Here is a 16,964-nt window from a genome sequence, read left to right as displayed (position 1 = left end):
AGCCGCTGGTGGTGTAGTTAGGAGATAGAGATGACGGAACTGACCGCGCTGGCAGCACGAAACGCGAAGCCACGTGATGCAATGTATCGACTAGCAGCAGGCAAAGGCCTGTACCTGCAGGTGATGCCGAACGGCGCCAAATACTGGCGGCTGAAATATCGGCACCTGAAGAAGCAACCGAAGATGATCAGCCTTGGCGTGTTCCCGCAGGTCGGCCTGGCTGAGGCTCGTGCCGAACGCGATCGCCTACGCCAACTCATCAACACCGGCATTGACCCCAGTACGCAGCGCCGCGCTGATCGCCTCGCACGCGAACTCGCCACTGAAAATAGCTTAGAAGCTATCGCCAGGGCCTGGTTCACCGAAAAGAGAAGTAGCTGGGTAGAAAGCTACGCACGCGGTGTAATCAGTCGGCTTGAAAACAATGTCTTTCCATGGCTTGGTGCATTGCCCATTACCGAGGTCATCGCGCCACAGATCCTCACCACAATGCAGAGAATCCACGAGCGAGGGGCCACCGAAACCGCACATCGCACTCGCAACTATCTCAGCGAGGTTTTCCGCTTCGCCATCCGCAATGGATTTGCGGAACGCGATCCGGCCGCCGATGTCGTAGGCGCCATTCCCGCGGCAGAAACCGTTCATTTCCCTACCCTCACTGAACCCTCGGATATTGGTGGATTGCTTCGTGCAATTGACGGATACCGTGGCACCCATATCACTCGGTATGCGCTGAAACTCTCACCGCTGGTATTCACCAGGCCCGGCGAATTGCGTTATGCCGAGTGGCGCGAGATAGATCTCGCGCATGGCGTTTGGACCGTGCCAGGCATGCGACTGAAGATGCGAAAGGCAAAGAAGGCAAAGGCTGAACCCCATGTCGTGCCTTTGAGCAAACAGGCCACTCAACTTCTGAAAGAGCTCCACGAACTGACAGGCGCAGGGCGCTACCTTTTCCCTGGCGAACGCTCTTCTGATCGACCCATGTCCGAGAACACTGTCAACGCCGCATTGCATGCGCTGGGATACAAGGGACAGATCGTGGCGCATGGATTCCGTCACATGGCCAGCACTGCACTCAATGAAGCTGGCTGGGACAAGGATGCAATTGAGCGGCAGCTAGCCCACAAAGACCGGAATCGCATCCGAGGCATCTACAACAAGGCTCAATACATCACCGAGCGACGGCAGATGATGCAGGCATGGTCTGACTACTTGGACAGGCTTCGCCTCGGCGATGGATCCGCCGAGATGCGACGTATGAGAGAGAGCAAGAAAGCCGACGCATGAAAGGGGTGCCGACGCATCACGACCGGCGACCGCGGTGGTCAGCTGGTCAGAGCCGCTTCGGGTCGAAAGCGGACTTTGTGGATTGAACAGCCAGCCCGGCATCACGATCTGCTGCCATGGTTTCCAATCAGGTAACCGACAAGAATGAGGACGCCCACCACCAACCAACCGAGCCACTCGCGTCCAGTAAAAAGGCACCCGTTACGTCTTTCTTTATCTGCGTCGAGGATGGCCGGCCAGAGCAAGGCAAATGACAACCAAGAGCGCCTTTGGGTGTCGTCCGGCTGACGGCGCGCCCAATAGATAACAAGGCCAAGAAGGCCGCAAGCACCTAGAGCTATTTCCGCGAAAAGCCAGATGTACCTAGTCATTGCCCAATCCCTATTCCCAGCAGATCTCCTGTCGGGGCATATGTGATGACTCATAACACATGTCCGACGGCCGATTCTTGCAATGTCCACTTTGGGTCGGAAGCGGACAGTTTAGGATCATCGACCTTCGCAGAATCTCAACCCGCGCCCCAACTCCGCGGTACCGTTAAAGATCCTCGGATCGGGATTTGCCGCGATGTAGCTAGCGGCTAGCTCTAGAGCTTTTCTGTCCTGATCGCGGCACTTCACAAACGGTACCGCTGACGAATAGCTATCTAGAGAAAAAAGCGCAACACGAAGATCCGTAGCTACTTTCCGCCTGACTAGATCCGAGTCGGCTGCTTCGAGTACCGACACAGACCTTCTCACATCACTAAGTGAATCGAACACTCGGTTCTGGCTGGCGAGAGTAGCCATGATGTTGGCGCCCTTGCCAAACCCGAAGTAGAAGCCGATCCCTCCACTCAGGAAGACAACCAGTGCGCCAAGAACGATAGTCTTTAGGCGTCCTCTGATGATCGGCATCCGCTAGTCCTTGATGTTAATGGAGTGTCCGCTCCGGGTCGGAAGCGGACAGTTCAATCATTGTCCGCCCGCGTGCTATGCCCATCGAGAGGGACATCGCAGTTCACGCACTTGGGAGAGAAACCGCTCCAGTACCACGAGCAATAGAACAGCTGCTTGCACCGTGGGCATGTACTAAACGACCAACCAGCAACAGGAACGATCATCAATCCCAAGGTTACAAGCGCAACGTACGGAAAGAGTTTGGGCAAAATCGCTGACGCCAGGACGAAGATCAGAGGGGCGCATAGCATGGCGCCGAAGGCGAACATTTTCCTTCGACGTATCCGCGAAAGCCCCTCAGCGATGACTGGAGGAATCGGGTCTCCATACATGTACTTTCCAGGCACTTGAGCCTCCTGTTTGAGATGTCCGCTTCGGGTCGGAAGCAGACACTCCGAACGAACTAAATCCGTACGTAGACGATGTCTTCATATTCACTTCGTCCATAGGCATCCGAGTTCGTGAGGTGGCCGTCATATGGACCGACTTTGGTTATCCAGCGCCCACCCCGGAGAACAATTAGAAGCCCATGCTCACGTTCCCAGTCGCAGTTGCACTCAATTGAGACATACACGCAGCGATCACCATTTCCCCTTCGACTCACAATGACTTCGCTGCCGAATTGAACATGGCTCCACACGTCAGCCGGCGTAGCAATGTTTAAATTCGCCAGGTCACTCGGGGATAGATATGGCCTCACATCTTCGTAGTACGCGAAAACAGAGGGGGAAGCCGCCGATAGGACTCTCTCATCAGCGGACAACAGGTTTGCTATCGCCTCATGGAAAGCGTCCTTGTCGTGATCGCCGGCGTAGCCCTCCACACAAACTCGACACGCCTGCCCACCGAAGGCCTCGATCCTGACCTCGTCGCTTATGTACCAGCCGAGGCCGTCATCCTTCGTTACCACCCCAAGTCCTGGGATCTGCATGCGTCCTTCCCCTTCATCCTCGTCCAGTTTGCAATGTCCGCTTCGGGTCGGAAGCGGACCTTTCTGACCGTCGACTACTGTCCTACTTTCTCTCCGATGTAACGCAAAAGCGGTGCTGCATGGATAAGCATCAGTGAGGGCCCGTTTTGCTTGATATCGTCACGTTGCATGTTCAACAGGAACTCCCAACTATCGCCGAGGCTTCCTACTAAATCGACGTTGGCCACCTGCTTCGTGACGTCGTACATGACCTCGCTACCCAAGTCCCAGTAGTAGTCCTGATCAAGTCGAAGCTCGGGCCCATTCACGGATTCAACGTGATCCAGTAGATCATTCACGATGCGACGCAAATCGCCAATATTTACAACGGGGTACTTGACCATTTGTCACCGGGGGCAAGATGAAACAGTTTGGCGAATCGCCTGGCGATGAAAGCCCTTTCAGGATGTCCGCTTCGGGTCGGAAGCGGGCATCTTAAGTCGCCTATCGGCGCGCGCTTAGCTCAGTGCTTCCTGAGCATACTGATGCCCAATAGCACGAAACCCACGACCATCATTACGAGGTAAAGAATCGAGCGAATCTGAGCAAGTCGACGCAGATTCTTAGATTGCAATGGAAACAAGTTCCCTCTCCCCTAAAAGGCAACAATCCCTAATTTAGACGATGTCTGCTTCGGGTCGGGAGCGGACATTGTCTACCGGTCGGCCAAACCGCCCGAAGGTCCAAACTTGTCGGCCTCTCCCAGGCGGCGGCGCCAGAATCGTTTTTCAATGTTGCGCACATTTGGATGCAGAGCCAACTGCTCCAAGTAGCGCCGTAAGTAAGGCAGCTCATCATCATCTAAGCTTCCATGATAGGGCGACACCGCCACCAAGTTTCCGTAACTGCGGGTGTACTTCTCAGGGTTGTCGTCCACTGCAAGGACTCGACGCAAATCAAAGCCGCGACGCTTCACTTTGTGAAGAGGCTTTGAGTCCCACCAAACGTCCCGTTCAAAGTCTCGGCGTGGCGTACACCTGTCCCTGGCCCATACAAATTCGAGCTTTGACAGGTCTTCAAATAAGAGGCTCGTGACAATCTCCGCATACTTCGGCGACGACGATGTCCACACGGCAACTTTGAACGTCGCCAAAGCCCAATCAAGGAACTCGCCAACCCCTGGCCGAAGATAGAGTGCGTAGGGAGGCACTTGAAAGTCTGGGGCGCGCGAAAGTGGTGCATTGGTTGCGTGAACCAATGTTTCGTCCAAATCCAGTATCAGTAGGTGCCGTTGGTCCACGCCGCCTCAACTGTCCGCTGCTCAAGTTCTTCGTTATGTCTGCTCTGGGTCGGAAGCGGACCTTCCGAGATCAACCGCTTGTATCGAGCACAGGCTGCCAGATCTTGAACGACGAAGGGGCGTCGGGGTCCCAAGGCCAAATGCCAGTCGTGGTCGGATATACAAGCTGGAGCACCCTAAAGTTGCTCCCCCCGTAAAACCAGAGAGCCCAGCCCAGATAGTTTCGATAGTGCGAGAGATCCATTGCTCGAAGTTCACAATCGAAACCTTCGATGAAATCGGAGACACGTTGGTGGGGACGATACTGCTCTCCGTCCCGAGCGCGCCGGTTGTATTCATTGACAATGAAATGGGATAGCGACTGCTCAAGGCCGACAACAATGATCTCCGGAGAGCCACTCGAGCGCTCGATGCCTATCGAGTAGCTAAAAGGAGGTGAATCGCCCTCCGCCATCACATGCCGGACTTGGCAACCATACTTTTCGACATCTGACAAACATTTATTCTCAGCTTCGTCCATAGGTGACACGGTTCTCAACAATGCGAATTGTGTACTCCTGAGATGTCCGCTACGGGTCGAGAGCGGACCTTTCGTGCTTACGTCCGTTGATCTAAATAGGCCACGCCACGAGCCGAAAGCACCAGAGGTGTAGGCCCACCACCTTCGACGAAATCCGTCAGGCGGCCTACCGGCCATTGGTCGCTTTCCCCAGTTACAAAATCTATACCGTGCTCGTCGCCTCGATAGTCATGCCAGTAGCGAGCTACCAGTTTTCCGTCCTTGTAGATCCGGAAGCGATAGTTGCCGAATTGATCGCGACCAGATTCTGATTCAATCCTGTAAGCCATATTCCCCCCGGTGAGACGAACCTCGGCAATGTCTGCTTTGGGTCGGAAGCGGACATTAGCCAATGCTATTTGCCACTACACCTGCGACTAGTACGGCGACCCACATGCCGATTAGGGTCTTGCAGAAGGCACTACGGAACCTGAGCCCTTCAAGGGTCAAGAGACGCTCGATAAAGAGCGCAGTCAAAGGATTCCCCCTGGTAAGGCTCGGGTAGTCAGGGTCCGACAATTCCTTGTATTTCGCCCCGCGTGCGATGAACACCGTGAAGAACACAGATATGCAAGCGAAGGTCGCGACAACTCCACCAAAGAGAATGTACGCAGCGATCATCTAAACCCCTGAATTCGTATATCGCATCACCATCTGCTTGGATTTACCGCAAGGTCCGCTTTGGGTCGGAAGCGGACGTTACGACGCCATGTTTACACGGACCGATCGCCATCCAATCACCAGTATCAATCCAACGGCGGCATAAAGTGCGTCGACGAGAAATGCCTGCCAAACAAAAGCATCGGCAACGGAATCGCCTAGCACCAGCCCGGCCATCGATTGAATTGCTTCCACGGCAAGGAAAACAATCACTACATGGGCCAGAAGCCTCTTAGTGATGGGCCAGAGAAGCCATACGTAAGTAAGGCCCGTCGCCGCACCGGTAGCGATGTGGTCGATCAATCGAAAGCTGACACCCATTTCATCCGGCGTATGACCAAAAAGCAGGGGTTTCCACCCCAGCATCATGGCAAGGATCAGCCCCGGAACAAGCAAGGCCAGAAGCACCAGCATCGAGAACGCCCCCATGCGTCGATAGTTCATAGCATCCCCAACGCTTTATTTGTTCTTCCCGTCTAGGTCCGCTTTGGGTTGCGGCTTCAGCCGGTCGATTGATCATCGGATCTAGTTTGCACTACCGACATCAGCCAACTGTAGCTTGGCGTACTCGGGCGCCAACGCCTTATAGCCTGCGGTCACGAATTCGACCCCGATGGAATGGCCGCCACGATGGAACGCAAAGAGCGCTACAACGGTTCCGGTGCCAAACATAGGGTGAACTACTCGGAGTCCCTTTTTGACTAGGCCAAGGCCATCGACGTCCAGCGATTCCAGTTCTGTTGCTTGGATACCCTTCTTCATCGCCATCTCCTTGGCCCAGTATTTGAAAGCGCCTGCTTTGGGTCGAAAGCGGACGTTCCAATGGCCACTTATTCCTCACGCTTAGATGGCACGACATCTTCGCCGAAGTGCATTTCTATAGCCGTGGGTATCCTTGGCGAAGTGCTGCAACGTAGGCCATACATTGAAGATGGCGTCCGGCCGCACTTTGCAATCCATTCAGACCATGCGGGGCGAGAAACGCCTGCGAACCAGTTTCGCCGCCCCGGCTTGTGCTCTGCCGATATCGGCGCTAAGGAGACGTACGGGCGTAGCCCAGCGGATTGCCTTGGTTTTCAACTGTTGTCCCTTCACACTTTGGGTCGGTAGACGCAAAGTGATCACCATTTACATTGTTGCAGCGATAGATAGCCACAGTATTCACGTCTTGTGGTGGCGCAAGATAAATCCACCCTGCCACGCCCAACGGCAGTTGACTCTCGCAGCCCTGGTCCATCGAAAGGAAGTGATGGATGCCATCGAGTAACTGACAGCTATAAATTGGGCGAGTACCTGGCATCTGCGTCATGTAGAGATAACCCAGCGTCGACTCGAGCGTATAGCCAGGATCTACATACCCCGTGCTGACCCAATGGCCGTACGGATATTGGACGTATCTGTTGAGCGCAAAAGTATTAGGACTGGGTACCCAGCCGACGGTGGACAGATTCCAGGTGCTGGGATCGTTCGTGCCACCCGCAAAGTAGACCGACACCAGAGGCAGCCAGGCGGTTGAATTGCCAAAGCCATCGCGCCTCAGGCCGGGACTGTGGTTGACGGAAAAACCCGTCATCGCCGAGTTGATGTAACCAAGGGGCTCCCATGCTCCCTGGCCTTTCAGTAAATCAGCCCCTGTGATTCTGTATAAGCCAAACTGGTAGTGCACGCTTTCCCCAGCACGCTGAAAGTCGCAACTTTCAATGGCTCCGTAGAAGTAACCCGTTTTCCAGTCGTAGGCGAAGTCATCATTGGGGCATAGAGCGATGTCGTCGCTGCTGGTATTGCTTATAAGCGTTGGCGAGCCGAAATGGATTCCGTCAGTCGTGCTGCGTAGCCAAACCCTCCTTCCATTACTAGTTGTGTCGTCAGTGTAGAAGAGATAGAGACCCGACTTGCCATCGTAGTTGTATGTGGCAGCTTGACCGGCTCCATAGACGTCCACTTTCGACGGATCCTGCTGCGTAATAACAGGGTTTTTGCTGTATTTGACCCAGCTGATACCGTCGTTTGAGAATGCCACGCCGATGCTGTTGGCCGTTCCAGCGCCAGCCGTCGTATTCGTGGCCGTGTAGTACATGGCATAGGAATACGAAACGCCATCGTCAGGGTTAACAAAAGTCCCCTGTATCACTGACGGATCACAAGTGAATGCCCACTCCCACGTACTTCCTTGTTGTGAAGATTGATTCCATCTCCCTCCGTCCGGAGCAAGTACTTGAACAATGGGGCCCCACTTCCCAGCCGACCATGAGTAGGTGGTGTAGTAGATGACATCAGTTTTCCGGCCATTCTCGTTCGTTGCTGTCCCATACCCACACCACCAAAACTTCTCAGTGACTCCATCGTCAATGACGGACGGAACGTAGTTGTAGCCTGGCTGGGTAAACAGGTAAGCACGGTCCGGTAGATATTCGTCTGCAACCACGGCGGTCGTGGCAACAACCAAGAGAACTGCGAAAAGAATTTTTTCTAGAACGCGGATGTAATTGGAATTCATTGGACTACACCATCTCCATTTCCATAAAAAATAGCTAGCGGCTCCGGCCTCACTCAAGTCGGAGTGCCTGGGCGGCCAAGTGCATCCCTTGGGGTCATGCCCATGCTCGCGACTCACTTTGTCTCTTGCCACCGGTCAACAGGGTCTGCTTTGGGTAGGAAGCGGACCTATCTAAACAGCATTGCCAGTAACTTCGGAGGTAGGCGAATCCCACTCCGCCTCGAACAGCGTTTTGATTCGAGCGAGAACTGCGTGTTTATCCATACCGCGTTCTTCGGCGTAGAAGGTCGCCACATGTTTCGCCAGATCTACGAGCATGACTCCCCAGGTCGCCGGATCGTCCCAGACATCTGGTGAGATGGAAACGTGCTGATTGCCGTCAGCGGCCCACACCCGAATGAGCTCGATGGCTCTTGGGTCATTCTTGGCAGCAGGTGGCACGAGTAGTTCCTTCGTCTTCCGTCCGAACATAATTTCCTCCCCAGGAATCCCCACGCGTAATGTCCCCTGCGGGTCGGTAGCGGACATTTACGTCCGAATAGAAATAAACTCACGATCTCGCTTGGTAGCAAGAGCGGCAGCAATTGCTTCGAGCCCCATACCTTCAAGACGGATACCAGCGGCATGGCCGTTCGGGATCACTTCCAAGGAGCGTCGGAACCATTGAACTTCGGTGAGTCGAAGCTCGATAGTCGCGACATCCCCTAGATCCACAGTAGACAGTTCCGGCGATTTTCCATCCACACGGCACTTAGTTACCGCAACGAACACCGTTCCCAGCGGAATGTCCGCATAGCCATTACGTCCAACGATAAGTCCACTCGGCTCGAATCGGTCTATCTGAAAGTCCAAGCTCTTTCCTCCCACTGAGTGAACTGTCCGCTATGGGTCGAAAGCGGACACCATCGAACGACCTAGATCACGCTCGATTTCGGGCGCTTCGCCACAGGCAGAGACATCTCCAAGTGATAAACCAAATGAATGTTGCCGCTACTAGCGAATTAAGTACCAATGACGCAAGGAACAAGGACTGAAAGTGTCCGTCCAATCCAAGTAGATGAGTAACGGTAAAGAATGGGAAGCTCAGGGTTGCCTCTATCACCTTACTGGTCGGGGTCACGCACATTGTTTCGGGACCCACGTTGCATGAAGCACGTGAGAGTCGGTCCGCAATCAAGGTGAACATGCAGAGCAGATGACCAAGTCCGACGACAAGAATGAACAAAGCTGTCTTCAACTTAGACATGAACAGTCGGTCCCTCTAGCCTTCTGAAATTGGTCCGCGCACGGACTGAAAATGCTGCACAAATGACCATGTCCGCTGTGGGTCGGGAGCGGACCTAAGTTACCGCTCCACACCATCAAAGTGCTCGCCGATGTCAAGGTTATCCGGACAGTTCACTGCCTGGCTGTGCCTGCCTAGCCCAATCGTCAAACCATTCAGTAGGCAACCTGACATCATTGAGATTGAGTGTTCGAAGCTGCTCGAACGTGTAGGTATTGGCGAGAAAGAGATCCCACTGGACGTCAACATCAGCAAGTACGGGCAGGAGACGCTCGATTTCAGCGGGCGCGTCGACATCCATGAAATGGCACCAGAATTGGTCGCACCATTCGGCGATCTCCCTGTGCGTATGCGGGGAGCTTTCGGGAATGGAGCCCCAACGCAGCGCTGTTAACACCGATTCCGGGATGTAAGGCAAGTTCAACATGTTCCTCCGGGCTGAGCGTTGAATGTCCGCTATGGGTCGAAAGCAGACATCCCATTGAACCCCTAGCACTCAGTATGGCAACTCTCTAAACCGCCGGGGAGTATCGCCATGTGCATGCAGCCAACTGGCCGTCCGCCCGTCCCATGGAATCGGGGAAGAATCGTCGGCCAGAAGCTGCCACTAAAGCTTAGGGACATCTTTGGGATAAGGGTCCGGCTCCAGTTGCAGCGACGTACTCGCGACCTGGCGCTCTTCAACTTGGCGATCGACAGCAAGCTTCGCGGGTGTGACCTGATCGCCATCAAGGTATGCGATCTGGCGCGCGAGGGCGGCCTGGGCGCCAGAGCTCAGATCATCCAGCGCAAGACGGGGAAAGCGGTCCAGTTCGAGCTAACCGAGCAAACCAGGCAGGCGGTCATGGAATGGATCAACAAGAAGGGCCTTACCCGAGAGGACTATCTCTTTCCCAGCAGGCAGCGATCAGGATTTCATCTATCAACCCGTCAGTACGCGCGGGTCGTGAAGCGTTGGGCAGCCAGCGCAGGGCTTCAACCCGCCGACTACGGCACCCATTCGATGCGGCGCACCAAGCCGACCCTGATCTATCGTCGCACCCACAACCTGCGAGCGGTCCAGCTACTGCTTGGCCACACAAAGCTCGAGAGCACGGTGCGGTACCTGGGCATCGAAGTCGAGGACGCTCTTGCGCTGTCCGAGGAGACTGAGGTCTGATGAGCAGGGTAACGTCGAGCGCTGAGTCCGCTTCCGACCCAAAGCGGGCATCCTTCTCGGACGTTCTGTCACGAGCTTGACCACCTGGCGCGACGACACAAAGTGCACAGGATATTCGCGGTTCGCGCTGGCGTTGCATTACCCCTCACGTCGCCTTATTGGACGATGTGATAACCACTGACTCAACCATAGCCGAATGCGCTCGGGTACTGCGGAGTGCTGGGGCAGAAGGGATGGATGCCTAAGTGGTAGCACGGGCGTCGCAACGGGGATTGCCACACGTGCTTGATGTCGGCCCGTATTTCATCCGACTGAATCAAGGACATTGGAACCACCGGCGCAAATTGCCGCTGCCTCCCCCGATATTGTGACTAAACGCAAGTTTTTGTCCGCTTCTGCCCTTGCATCTCCCTGACCTTCCTGCCTAGATTGCCCCCATGCCGTAAGAACTTGCAGGGGTGCAGGTTGGCGCGCGGCATCTGCAAGGGGACAGAAAGATGCCGTTTCGTAGTGCACGCGCATTCATGCGCGCGTCGTTGATCGTGCTCGTCTTCGGTTTACATGTGGCTGGCGTGGGGGCGCAGTCCATCGAGATTCCAGAGGATTACTTCAAGCAGCTGCGCCGCGCCGAGGACGCTATCGTGCTGGGCGGAGCAGACCTGGGTGATCGGGCCGATTTCTCCACTGGCAGCACGTATTTCGAGCGCACCATCGTCAGCCTGCCAGGAAACAACGCGCTGCCGGTCAGTGTGGCGTTCCGCTACAGCCCTCAGCCCATCTACAAGAACATCTCTTTCCAGTTGGATCTGGTGCGGCCGTACATCAGCGGTACCTTCAGCACGAGGACCGGCTGGGTGGCGACGGCGTCCGGCGGCGGTGCCACCAAGGATCGCTGCTCGGTAGTGCCCGTTCTTGGCCAGCCGCCGGAAACGGCCAACACAAGCGGCAAGGCGAGCACGTTCTTCTCCGAGGAATACTGGCACGGCAACAGCATCACGCTGGCGGATGGCTCCTCAGAGCTGATGTACCAGATATTGCCGTCGGCACCCCAGCCCACCGACGGCAAGGCCTACCACTGGACGACGCGCAACAACTGGTATTTTTCGTGCCTGAGTGCGGTGGAAGCCGGGTTCACCGAGGGTGAAGCCTTTGTGGGTCACGCGCCAGACGGCACACGCTATTACTTCACCGATGTCGCCAACACATTCGCGCCCGCCATCACCAAAGTGGCCGAACTCGGCGGCAATACGGTGCTGTCGCGCGCGGAAGTGCGCTACTACGTCAGCCGCATCGAGGACCGCTTCGGCAACTGGGTGAAGTACGACCACGTGGGCGACTCCCTGGTCATCAGCTCGAACGACGGCCGGCAAGTTACTGTCACCACCACCAGCACTGGCTACACCGTGGCCGATGGCACGCGCACCTGGACGCTCACCAACGGCACCACCGGCTCAGGTGGGCTGTATGGGTTCACCGTGACCGACCCCATCGGCGGCGTGTGGGCGTTGTCACGCACCGGCGACATTACGGACAACGGCGCATTACCAAGCTGTGATGTCCTGAGCCCCACCTACAAAGGCCAGGCCAACATCCATGTCACCACGCCAAGCGGTCTGGTGGGCGATTTCGTCCTGGCGCCGATGCGCTTCGGGCAGTCGTTCGTCACCTTCCAGTGCAATTACCCATCCACGCACGGCGCCTACAGCATCATCTCAACGCCCGCGTTCTACGACAGCGTGGCGTTGACGCAGAAAGTGGTCACCGGTGCAGGCCTGTCAGCGCAGAACTGGACTTACGACTACGGTTCCTCCAACGGGTGCTATAGCGGTGCACAGACACCGGCATCGGTGCAGTGCAATGCCGGGTCGCCCACGTGGCGCAGCGTCGTGGTCACTGCGCCCGATGGTTCGGTTACGCGCTATACCATGGACAACCAGTACAGCTCGGCGACACAAGGTTTGGTACTGAAGACCGAAACCGGCTCCTCGCTGTCGAGCATCGCGCGTGTGGAAAACAAGGGTTGGTACACGCACCTGGTGCCGTACTCCGTGGGCGCGGCGTCCGGCATGAGTTCTGGCGATAACTACTATCGCTGGCCCTCGTCCCGCTCCATCGTCCAGGAAGGCGACACTTACACTTGGGAAGCCCCTGACTTTGACGACTACGGCAATCCGCTCCACGTGTCCCGCCACAGCAGCGCCGGTCAGGCTACCTATGCCGAAGCACTGACCTACCACCACGACACCACGCTATGGGTGTTGGGCCAACCGGATCAGCGGATGAATACCTCGGTCAACCCGAACGAGGTCACCGAGAAATACGTTTACAACAACTTGGCACAGGTCACCGAATACTGGCGCTTCGGGCAGAAGCAGTTCACCTATGGATGGGGTGCGGATGGCAACCTCGCCTCGGTGACGGATGGCAACATCCACACCACCGCGTTCTCCGACTACTACATGGGCATTCCCCGCCGCGTCGATTACGCGGACACCACGTTTGAAACCGTCACAGTCAGCCCGATCGGCCAGATCCTCACCGCGACGGATCGCGCGGGCGCCACCACGACTTATCACTACGATCTTGGTGGGCGTGTCACTGGTGTCGACTATCCGAGCGGCGACGAGCAGCCGTGGTACTCAAAGGGTTTCCGGTACGACTACGTGGGCGCTGACGAGCGCGGTATCAGCGCCAACCACTGGCGACGCACGGCAAGCAAGGGCGCCTCGCGCGTGGTGACCTACTTCGACGCCATGCTGCGCCCGGTGTTGTCGGAAACGTACATCGATAATGTCGCCGGATCGCTCAGCACGAGCGCGACGCGCTTCGACTGGAAAGGTCGCACAACCTTCCAGTCCTATCCGCGGGATACGGCGACCAACGTTGATGACTTCGCCGCTGGCGTCACCACGCAATATGACGTGCTCGACCGCCCTACGGCCACCATCCAGACGTCCGAACTAGGTGACCTGACTACCACCATCGAATACCTGTCCGGCGCACGAAAAAAAGTGACCGCCCCGCAGGGTACGGCCACTCCGGCCGATCCCAACGACTACGTCACCATCACCAGCTACCAGGTCTTCGATGTGCCGTCGATGGACGCGGTGATCGGCGTGCAGGCGCCGGAAAGCGTCAACCAGGCGGTGACGCGCGACATCTACGGCAACCCCCAGGCCATCCGCCAATGGAGCACGTCCGGCACGGTGGTCGATACTACGAAGTTCCTCTACTACGACGGCTTCCATCGCCTGTGCCGGACTTACGAGCCGGAGTCGGGTAGCGAAGTCATCGCCTATGACAATGCCAACAACGCGGCATGGACGGCTTCTGGCCTGGACATCGCCGGCACCGCGTGCAGCCAGGATCAGGTGCCGGCGGCGGCCCGCACCACGCGCAGCTACGACGCGATGAACCGGGTGCTTTCGCTCGTTCCGCCTGCGGGCACGCCGAGCACGGTTTACACCTATGACGCGGTGGGTAATGTCCACACGGCCGACTCGGGCATCACCAGCTGGATTGGCACGCGCAACAAGCTCGGGGTGCTGACGAAGGAACAGTTGGGCGTCACCGGCAACGGCATCAACGTGATCAACTACAGCCATGACGCCTATGGCAGCCTCAAGACCATCACTTACCCGGACGCGACCGTCATCGACTACGCGCCCGACGCGCTTGGGCGCCCGAGCCAGGCGGGCGACTTCGCTACGGGGGTGAGCTACTTCGCCGATGGCGACGTGAAGAGTTTCAACTTCGGCAACGGCACCAGCTACGTGGCGGATAAGAACGCGCGCCAACTGCTGCAGAACTTCATCTATGGCCGTAGCGGTACGGTGCTCAACCTCAGCCTGGACTATGCCTACGATCGCAACGGCAACATCACCGGTATGACCGATGTGGTGACCGGCCAGCGCAGCAAGAGCATGACCTACGACCAGCTCAACCGTCTGAGCTCCGCCAGTGCTAGCCAGCTTTGGGGCACGGAAAGCTACACCTACGACGCGCTCAACAACATCCGCAGCCGCATCAGCGACGGTAGCACGTTCACGTATAACTACGATGGGGCGAATCGCCTTACGAGCATCTCGCAAGGTGCCGCCGACGTCATGACGCTGGGTTATGACACCCGAGGCAACGTCACTAACAAGAATGGCAATACGCTAGTTTTCAACGACAAGAACCAGCTCACCAACATTCCGAACTTCGGCAGCTACAGCTATGACGCCAGTGGCCGCCGCGTGCTGAAGGCTAGGCCCAACGGCAGTCAAACGTACTACTTCTACAGCCAGGGCGGGCAGTTGATGTACACGGTGGACACGGCCACCGCCAAAGCCACCGGCTACATCTACCTCGGTAAGCGCATGATCGCGCGCAACGAAACGCTGCAATTGGCAGCGCCCAGCGGCATCAGTTTCGACGCGAACCCGAACAATGGCAGCTACACCGTGAGCTGGACGGCCTCGACGGGCGCCACCAGCTACCAGCTCGACGAAAGCGGCGATGGCGGTGCGAGCTGGAGCACTGCCGGCGCAAGCATCACGGGAACCAGTTTCGCTATCGCCAACAAGCCCGGCGGAAGTTACCTCTATCGTGTGAAGGGTTGCGTCGGCATGCAATGCACTGGCTGGGCCTTCTCGGCCACGTTGGGTGTGACGCCGGAACTGCCGGGCATCTCGGTCCCCACCGGCGCCCGCAGCGGCGCTTACGACATCACGTGGACTGCGCCGATCTCTGCGACCAGCTATGACGTGCAGGAACAAGTCAATGGTGGTGCATGGACCACCATTGTCAGCGACACCACCGCCAATGCGATCAGTCGTCCCGGCACCACCAGCGGCAGCTACAAGTACCAAGTGCAAGCGAAGAGCGCGTACGGCATGCGCGGCTGGGCAGTATCTGCGACCGTCATCGTCGATACCACGCTAGGCCAGCCGCCTGCCGCGCCGGCCGCGCTCACGGTGCCGGCGACCAGCTATGACGGCAACGCCACCATCGCCTGGAGCAGCACGGCGCGCGCGAGCAGTTACGTGCTGAAGCAAAGCTTCAACGGCGGCGCACCGACGCAGGCTTATGCCGGCGCGGCCACCGGCACCGTGCTTGGCAATCTCGCGGCAGGCACCTATGCCTTCCAGATCCAGGCGTGCAACGACAACGGCTGCAGCCTCGCCACCAGCGGCACGAACCTGGTGGTGACGCGCGCTCCCACTGCCGTGCCCACCATTACCGCGCCGGCTAACAGCACCAACGGCGCCTACACCATCAGCTGGACCACGGTAGCCACGGCCACCAGCTATACCGTGCAGGAGAGCGCCAACGGCGGCGCGTGGACACAGGTGCAGGCAAACGGCAACACCAGTTGGGCAGCCAGCGGCAAGGGTAACGGTAACTATGCCTACCGCGTGCAGGCATGCAACGTCGCCGGTTGCGGCGCATGGAGCAGCATGGGCACGACCAGCGTGTTGCTGCCGCCTCCGACACCCACTGGCGTCACTGCGCCGGGCACGGCCTACGGGCCGTTCACCGTCACGTGGAACGTCAGCCCCACTACTACCAGCTACGACGTCTACCAGAGCTTCAACGGCGGCGGGTGGGTGCGCATTGCTAGCGTTGTCGCCAATGCCGTGGGCGTCACACCATCCGCTAGCGGCAGCTACCAGTTCTTCATCACGGCCAACAATGCCAGCGGATGGAGCGGCCAAACCGGCGCGAGCAACGCCGTGTCCGTAACGCTCGCACCCACCGCCGCCCCTTCGCTTTCGGTGCCCGCCAACGACACCACGGGCAGCTACTGGGTGAGCTGGACCGGCGTAGGCGATGCGGCCTCCTACCAGCTGCAGGAGCAGGTCAACGGCGGCGGCTGGTACACGGTGCAGAACAACGCCAGCGGCAGCTGGCTGGCGAGCGGCAAGGGGGGCGCCACGTACAGCTATCGTGTGCAGGCATGCAACGCCGCCGGTTGTGGCCCATGGAGCAATACCGGCTCCATTACCGTCACGCCCATTCCGGCTATGCCGTCCGGCTTGCGGGGAACCGTCTGGGTCTTCTCCGGAGGAGCCCTGGCCGCGGCACGCAATACTGGCAGTGCTGACGCCAAGGGCTTCTCGACGGTGATTCCCAACCGCCCGCCGGATACCTATCAGCTCGATGCCTTGTGGAACGCCTCAGCGGGCGCGGCCAGCTACGACCTTCAGTACTGCCGAACGGGTGTCTGCCTGATCAAGAACACCGCCGCCACCTCGATACTTTCCATTCCGGTGAACGGCACGAACTACACGATCAGCGTGCGCGCGTGCAATGCGGCGGGGTGCTCCGCTTGGAGTGCTGCCGTCACGCCTACGATCTCCAACGGGTGAGGGCCATGGGTAT

Annotated in this window: 14 protein-coding genes; 3 read left to right on the top strand and 11 right to left on the bottom strand. The window is 57.7% G+C overall.

Annotated elements, in window-relative coordinates; all coding sequences use genetic code 11:
• Positions 1-30: 30 nt before the first annotated feature.
• A complete protein-coding gene (locus BM338_RS04865; RefSeq protein WP_090449673.1) occupies positions 31-1,290 on the top strand; it encodes a tyrosine-type recombinase/integrase in 1,260 nt (419 codons plus the stop codon).
• Between the two features lie 1,341 nt (positions 1,291-2,631).
• Here the strand turns inward: BM338_RS04865 and BM338_RS21685 are convergent.
• The 11 genes from BM338_RS21685 to BM338_RS04795 all read right to left on the bottom strand — a co-directional run bounded on the left by BM338_RS21685 (position 2,632) and on the right by BM338_RS04795 (position 9,866).
• Positions 2,632-3,159 (bottom strand): DUF6985 domain-containing protein, encoded by a 528-nt coding sequence (locus tag BM338_RS21685; RefSeq protein WP_090449670.1) that lies wholly within the window; start codon positions 3,157-3,159, stop codon positions 2,632-2,634.
• Positions 3,160-3,233: 74 nt separating this feature from the next.
• Positions 3,234-3,542, bottom strand: a complete 309-nt coding sequence (locus BM338_RS04845) for a hypothetical protein (RefSeq protein ID WP_090449669.1) — start codon at positions 3,540-3,542, stop codon at positions 3,234-3,236.
• Between the two features lie 311 nt (positions 3,543-3,853).
• Positions 3,854-4,438 carry an HAD family hydrolase gene (locus BM338_RS04840; protein WP_090449668.1) on the bottom strand — a complete coding sequence of 195 codons (585 nt, stop codon included), beginning with the start codon at positions 4,436-4,438 and terminating at the stop codon, positions 3,854-3,856.
• Positions 4,439-4,508: 70 nt separating this feature from the next.
• Positions 4,509-4,958: a DUF4262 domain-containing protein gene (locus tag BM338_RS04835; protein WP_090449667.1), complete on the bottom strand. Its 450-nt coding sequence runs from the start codon at positions 4,956-4,958 to the stop codon at positions 4,509-4,511.
• A 77-nt stretch (positions 4,959-5,035) separates the two neighbouring features.
• Positions 5,036-5,287 (bottom strand): hypothetical protein, encoded by a 252-nt coding sequence (locus BM338_RS04830; RefSeq protein WP_090449666.1) that lies wholly within the window; start codon positions 5,285-5,287, stop codon positions 5,036-5,038.
• Positions 5,288-5,696: 409 nt separating this feature from the next.
• Positions 5,697-6,101 carry a hypothetical protein gene (locus BM338_RS04820; RefSeq protein WP_090449664.1) on the bottom strand — a complete coding sequence of 135 codons (405 nt, stop codon included), beginning with the start codon at positions 6,099-6,101 and terminating at the stop codon, positions 5,697-5,699.
• An 81-nt stretch (positions 6,102-6,182) separates the two neighbouring features.
• Positions 6,183-6,419, bottom strand: coding sequence for a hypothetical protein (locus tag BM338_RS04815; RefSeq protein ID WP_090449663.1), 237 nt, complete (start codon positions 6,417-6,419; stop codon positions 6,183-6,185).
• A gap of 271 nt (positions 6,420-6,690) precedes the next feature.
• Positions 6,691-8,154: a glycoside hydrolase family protein gene (locus BM338_RS04810; RefSeq protein WP_090449662.1), complete on the bottom strand. Its 1,464-nt coding sequence runs from the start codon at positions 8,152-8,154 to the stop codon at positions 6,691-6,693.
• A gap of 171 nt (positions 8,155-8,325) precedes the next feature.
• Positions 8,326-8,682 carry a DUF5076 domain-containing protein gene (locus tag BM338_RS04805; RefSeq protein WP_090449661.1) on the bottom strand — a complete coding sequence of 119 codons (357 nt, stop codon included), beginning with the start codon at positions 8,680-8,682 and terminating at the stop codon, positions 8,326-8,328.
• A complete protein-coding gene (locus BM338_RS04800) occupies positions 8,683-9,006 on the bottom strand; it encodes a hypothetical protein (RefSeq protein WP_090449660.1) in 324 nt (107 codons plus the stop codon). It lies immediately after the preceding gene.
• 533 nt (positions 9,007-9,539) lie between these two features.
• The gene (locus BM338_RS04795; RefSeq protein ID WP_218156294.1) at positions 9,540-9,866 is read right to left on the bottom strand and encodes a hypothetical protein; all 327 of its coding nucleotides are present in this window, start codon (positions 9,864-9,866) and stop codon (positions 9,540-9,542) included.
• Positions 9,867-9,974: 108 nt separating this feature from the next.
• On the opposite strand from BM338_RS04795, the gene BM338_RS04790 reads away from it, so the two are divergent.
• Together BM338_RS04790 and BM338_RS04785 are read left to right on the top strand one after the other, a co-directional pair.
• On the top strand, positions 9,975-10,598 hold the full coding sequence (locus BM338_RS04790) for a tyrosine-type recombinase/integrase (protein WP_218156293.1): 624 nt from the start codon (positions 9,975-9,977) through the stop codon (positions 10,596-10,598).
• Positions 10,599-11,095: 497 nt separating this feature from the next.
• The gene (locus BM338_RS04785; protein ID WP_090449659.1) at positions 11,096-16,951 is read left to right on the top strand and encodes a hypothetical protein; all 5,856 of its coding nucleotides are present in this window, start codon (positions 11,096-11,098) and stop codon (positions 16,949-16,951) included.
• Positions 16,952-16,964: the final 13 nt, after the last annotated feature.

Source organism: Dyella sp. OK004, assembly GCF_900114495.1.
GTDB lineage: Bacteria > Pseudomonadota > Gammaproteobacteria > Xanthomonadales > Rhodanobacteraceae > Dyella_D.
Note: the sequence above shows the minus strand (reverse complement) of the source record. Positions and strands in the feature narration are given on the sequence as shown.

Bases quoted from the DNA above. Each gene is read 5' to 3' on its own strand.
- BM338_RS04790 (WP_218156293.1), top strand. From the start codon at position 9,975: ATGTGCATGCAGCCAACTGGCCGTCCGCCCGTCCCATGGAATCGGGGA.
- BM338_RS04820 (WP_090449664.1), bottom strand. From the start codon at position 6,101: ATGAACTATCGACGCATGGGGGCGTTCTCGATGCTGGTGCTTCTGGCC.
- BM338_RS04785 (WP_090449659.1), top strand. From the start codon at position 11,096: ATGCCGTTTCGTAGTGCACGCGCATTCATGCGCGCGTCGTTGATCGTG.
- BM338_RS04805 (WP_090449661.1), bottom strand. From the start codon at position 8,682: ATGTCCGCTACCGACCCGCAGGGGACATTACGCGTGGGGATTCCTGGG.
- BM338_RS04845 (WP_090449669.1), bottom strand. From the start codon at position 3,542: ATGGTCAAGTACCCCGTTGTAAATATTGGCGATTTGCGTCGCATCGTG.
- BM338_RS04835 (WP_090449667.1), bottom strand. From the start codon at position 4,958: ATGGACGAAGCTGAGAATAAATGTTTGTCAGATGTCGAAAAGTATGGT.
- BM338_RS04815 (WP_090449663.1), bottom strand. From the start codon at position 6,419: ATGAAGAAGGGTATCCAAGCAACAGAACTGGAATCGCTGGACGTCGAT.
- BM338_RS04830 (WP_090449666.1), bottom strand. From the start codon at position 5,287: ATGGCTTACAGGATTGAATCAGAATCTGGTCGCGATCAATTCGGCAAC.
- BM338_RS21685 (WP_090449670.1), bottom strand. From the start codon at position 3,159: ATGCAGATCCCAGGACTTGGGGTGGTAACGAAGGATGACGGCCTCGGC.
- BM338_RS04865 (WP_090449673.1), top strand. From the start codon at position 31: ATGACGGAACTGACCGCGCTGGCAGCACGAAACGCGAAGCCACGTGAT.
- BM338_RS04810 (WP_090449662.1), bottom strand. From the start codon at position 8,154: ATGAATTCCAATTACATCCGCGTTCTAGAAAAAATTCTTTTCGCAGTT.
- BM338_RS04795 (WP_218156294.1), bottom strand. From the start codon at position 9,866: ATGTTGAACTTGCCTTACATCCCGGAATCGGTGTTAACAGCGCTGCGT.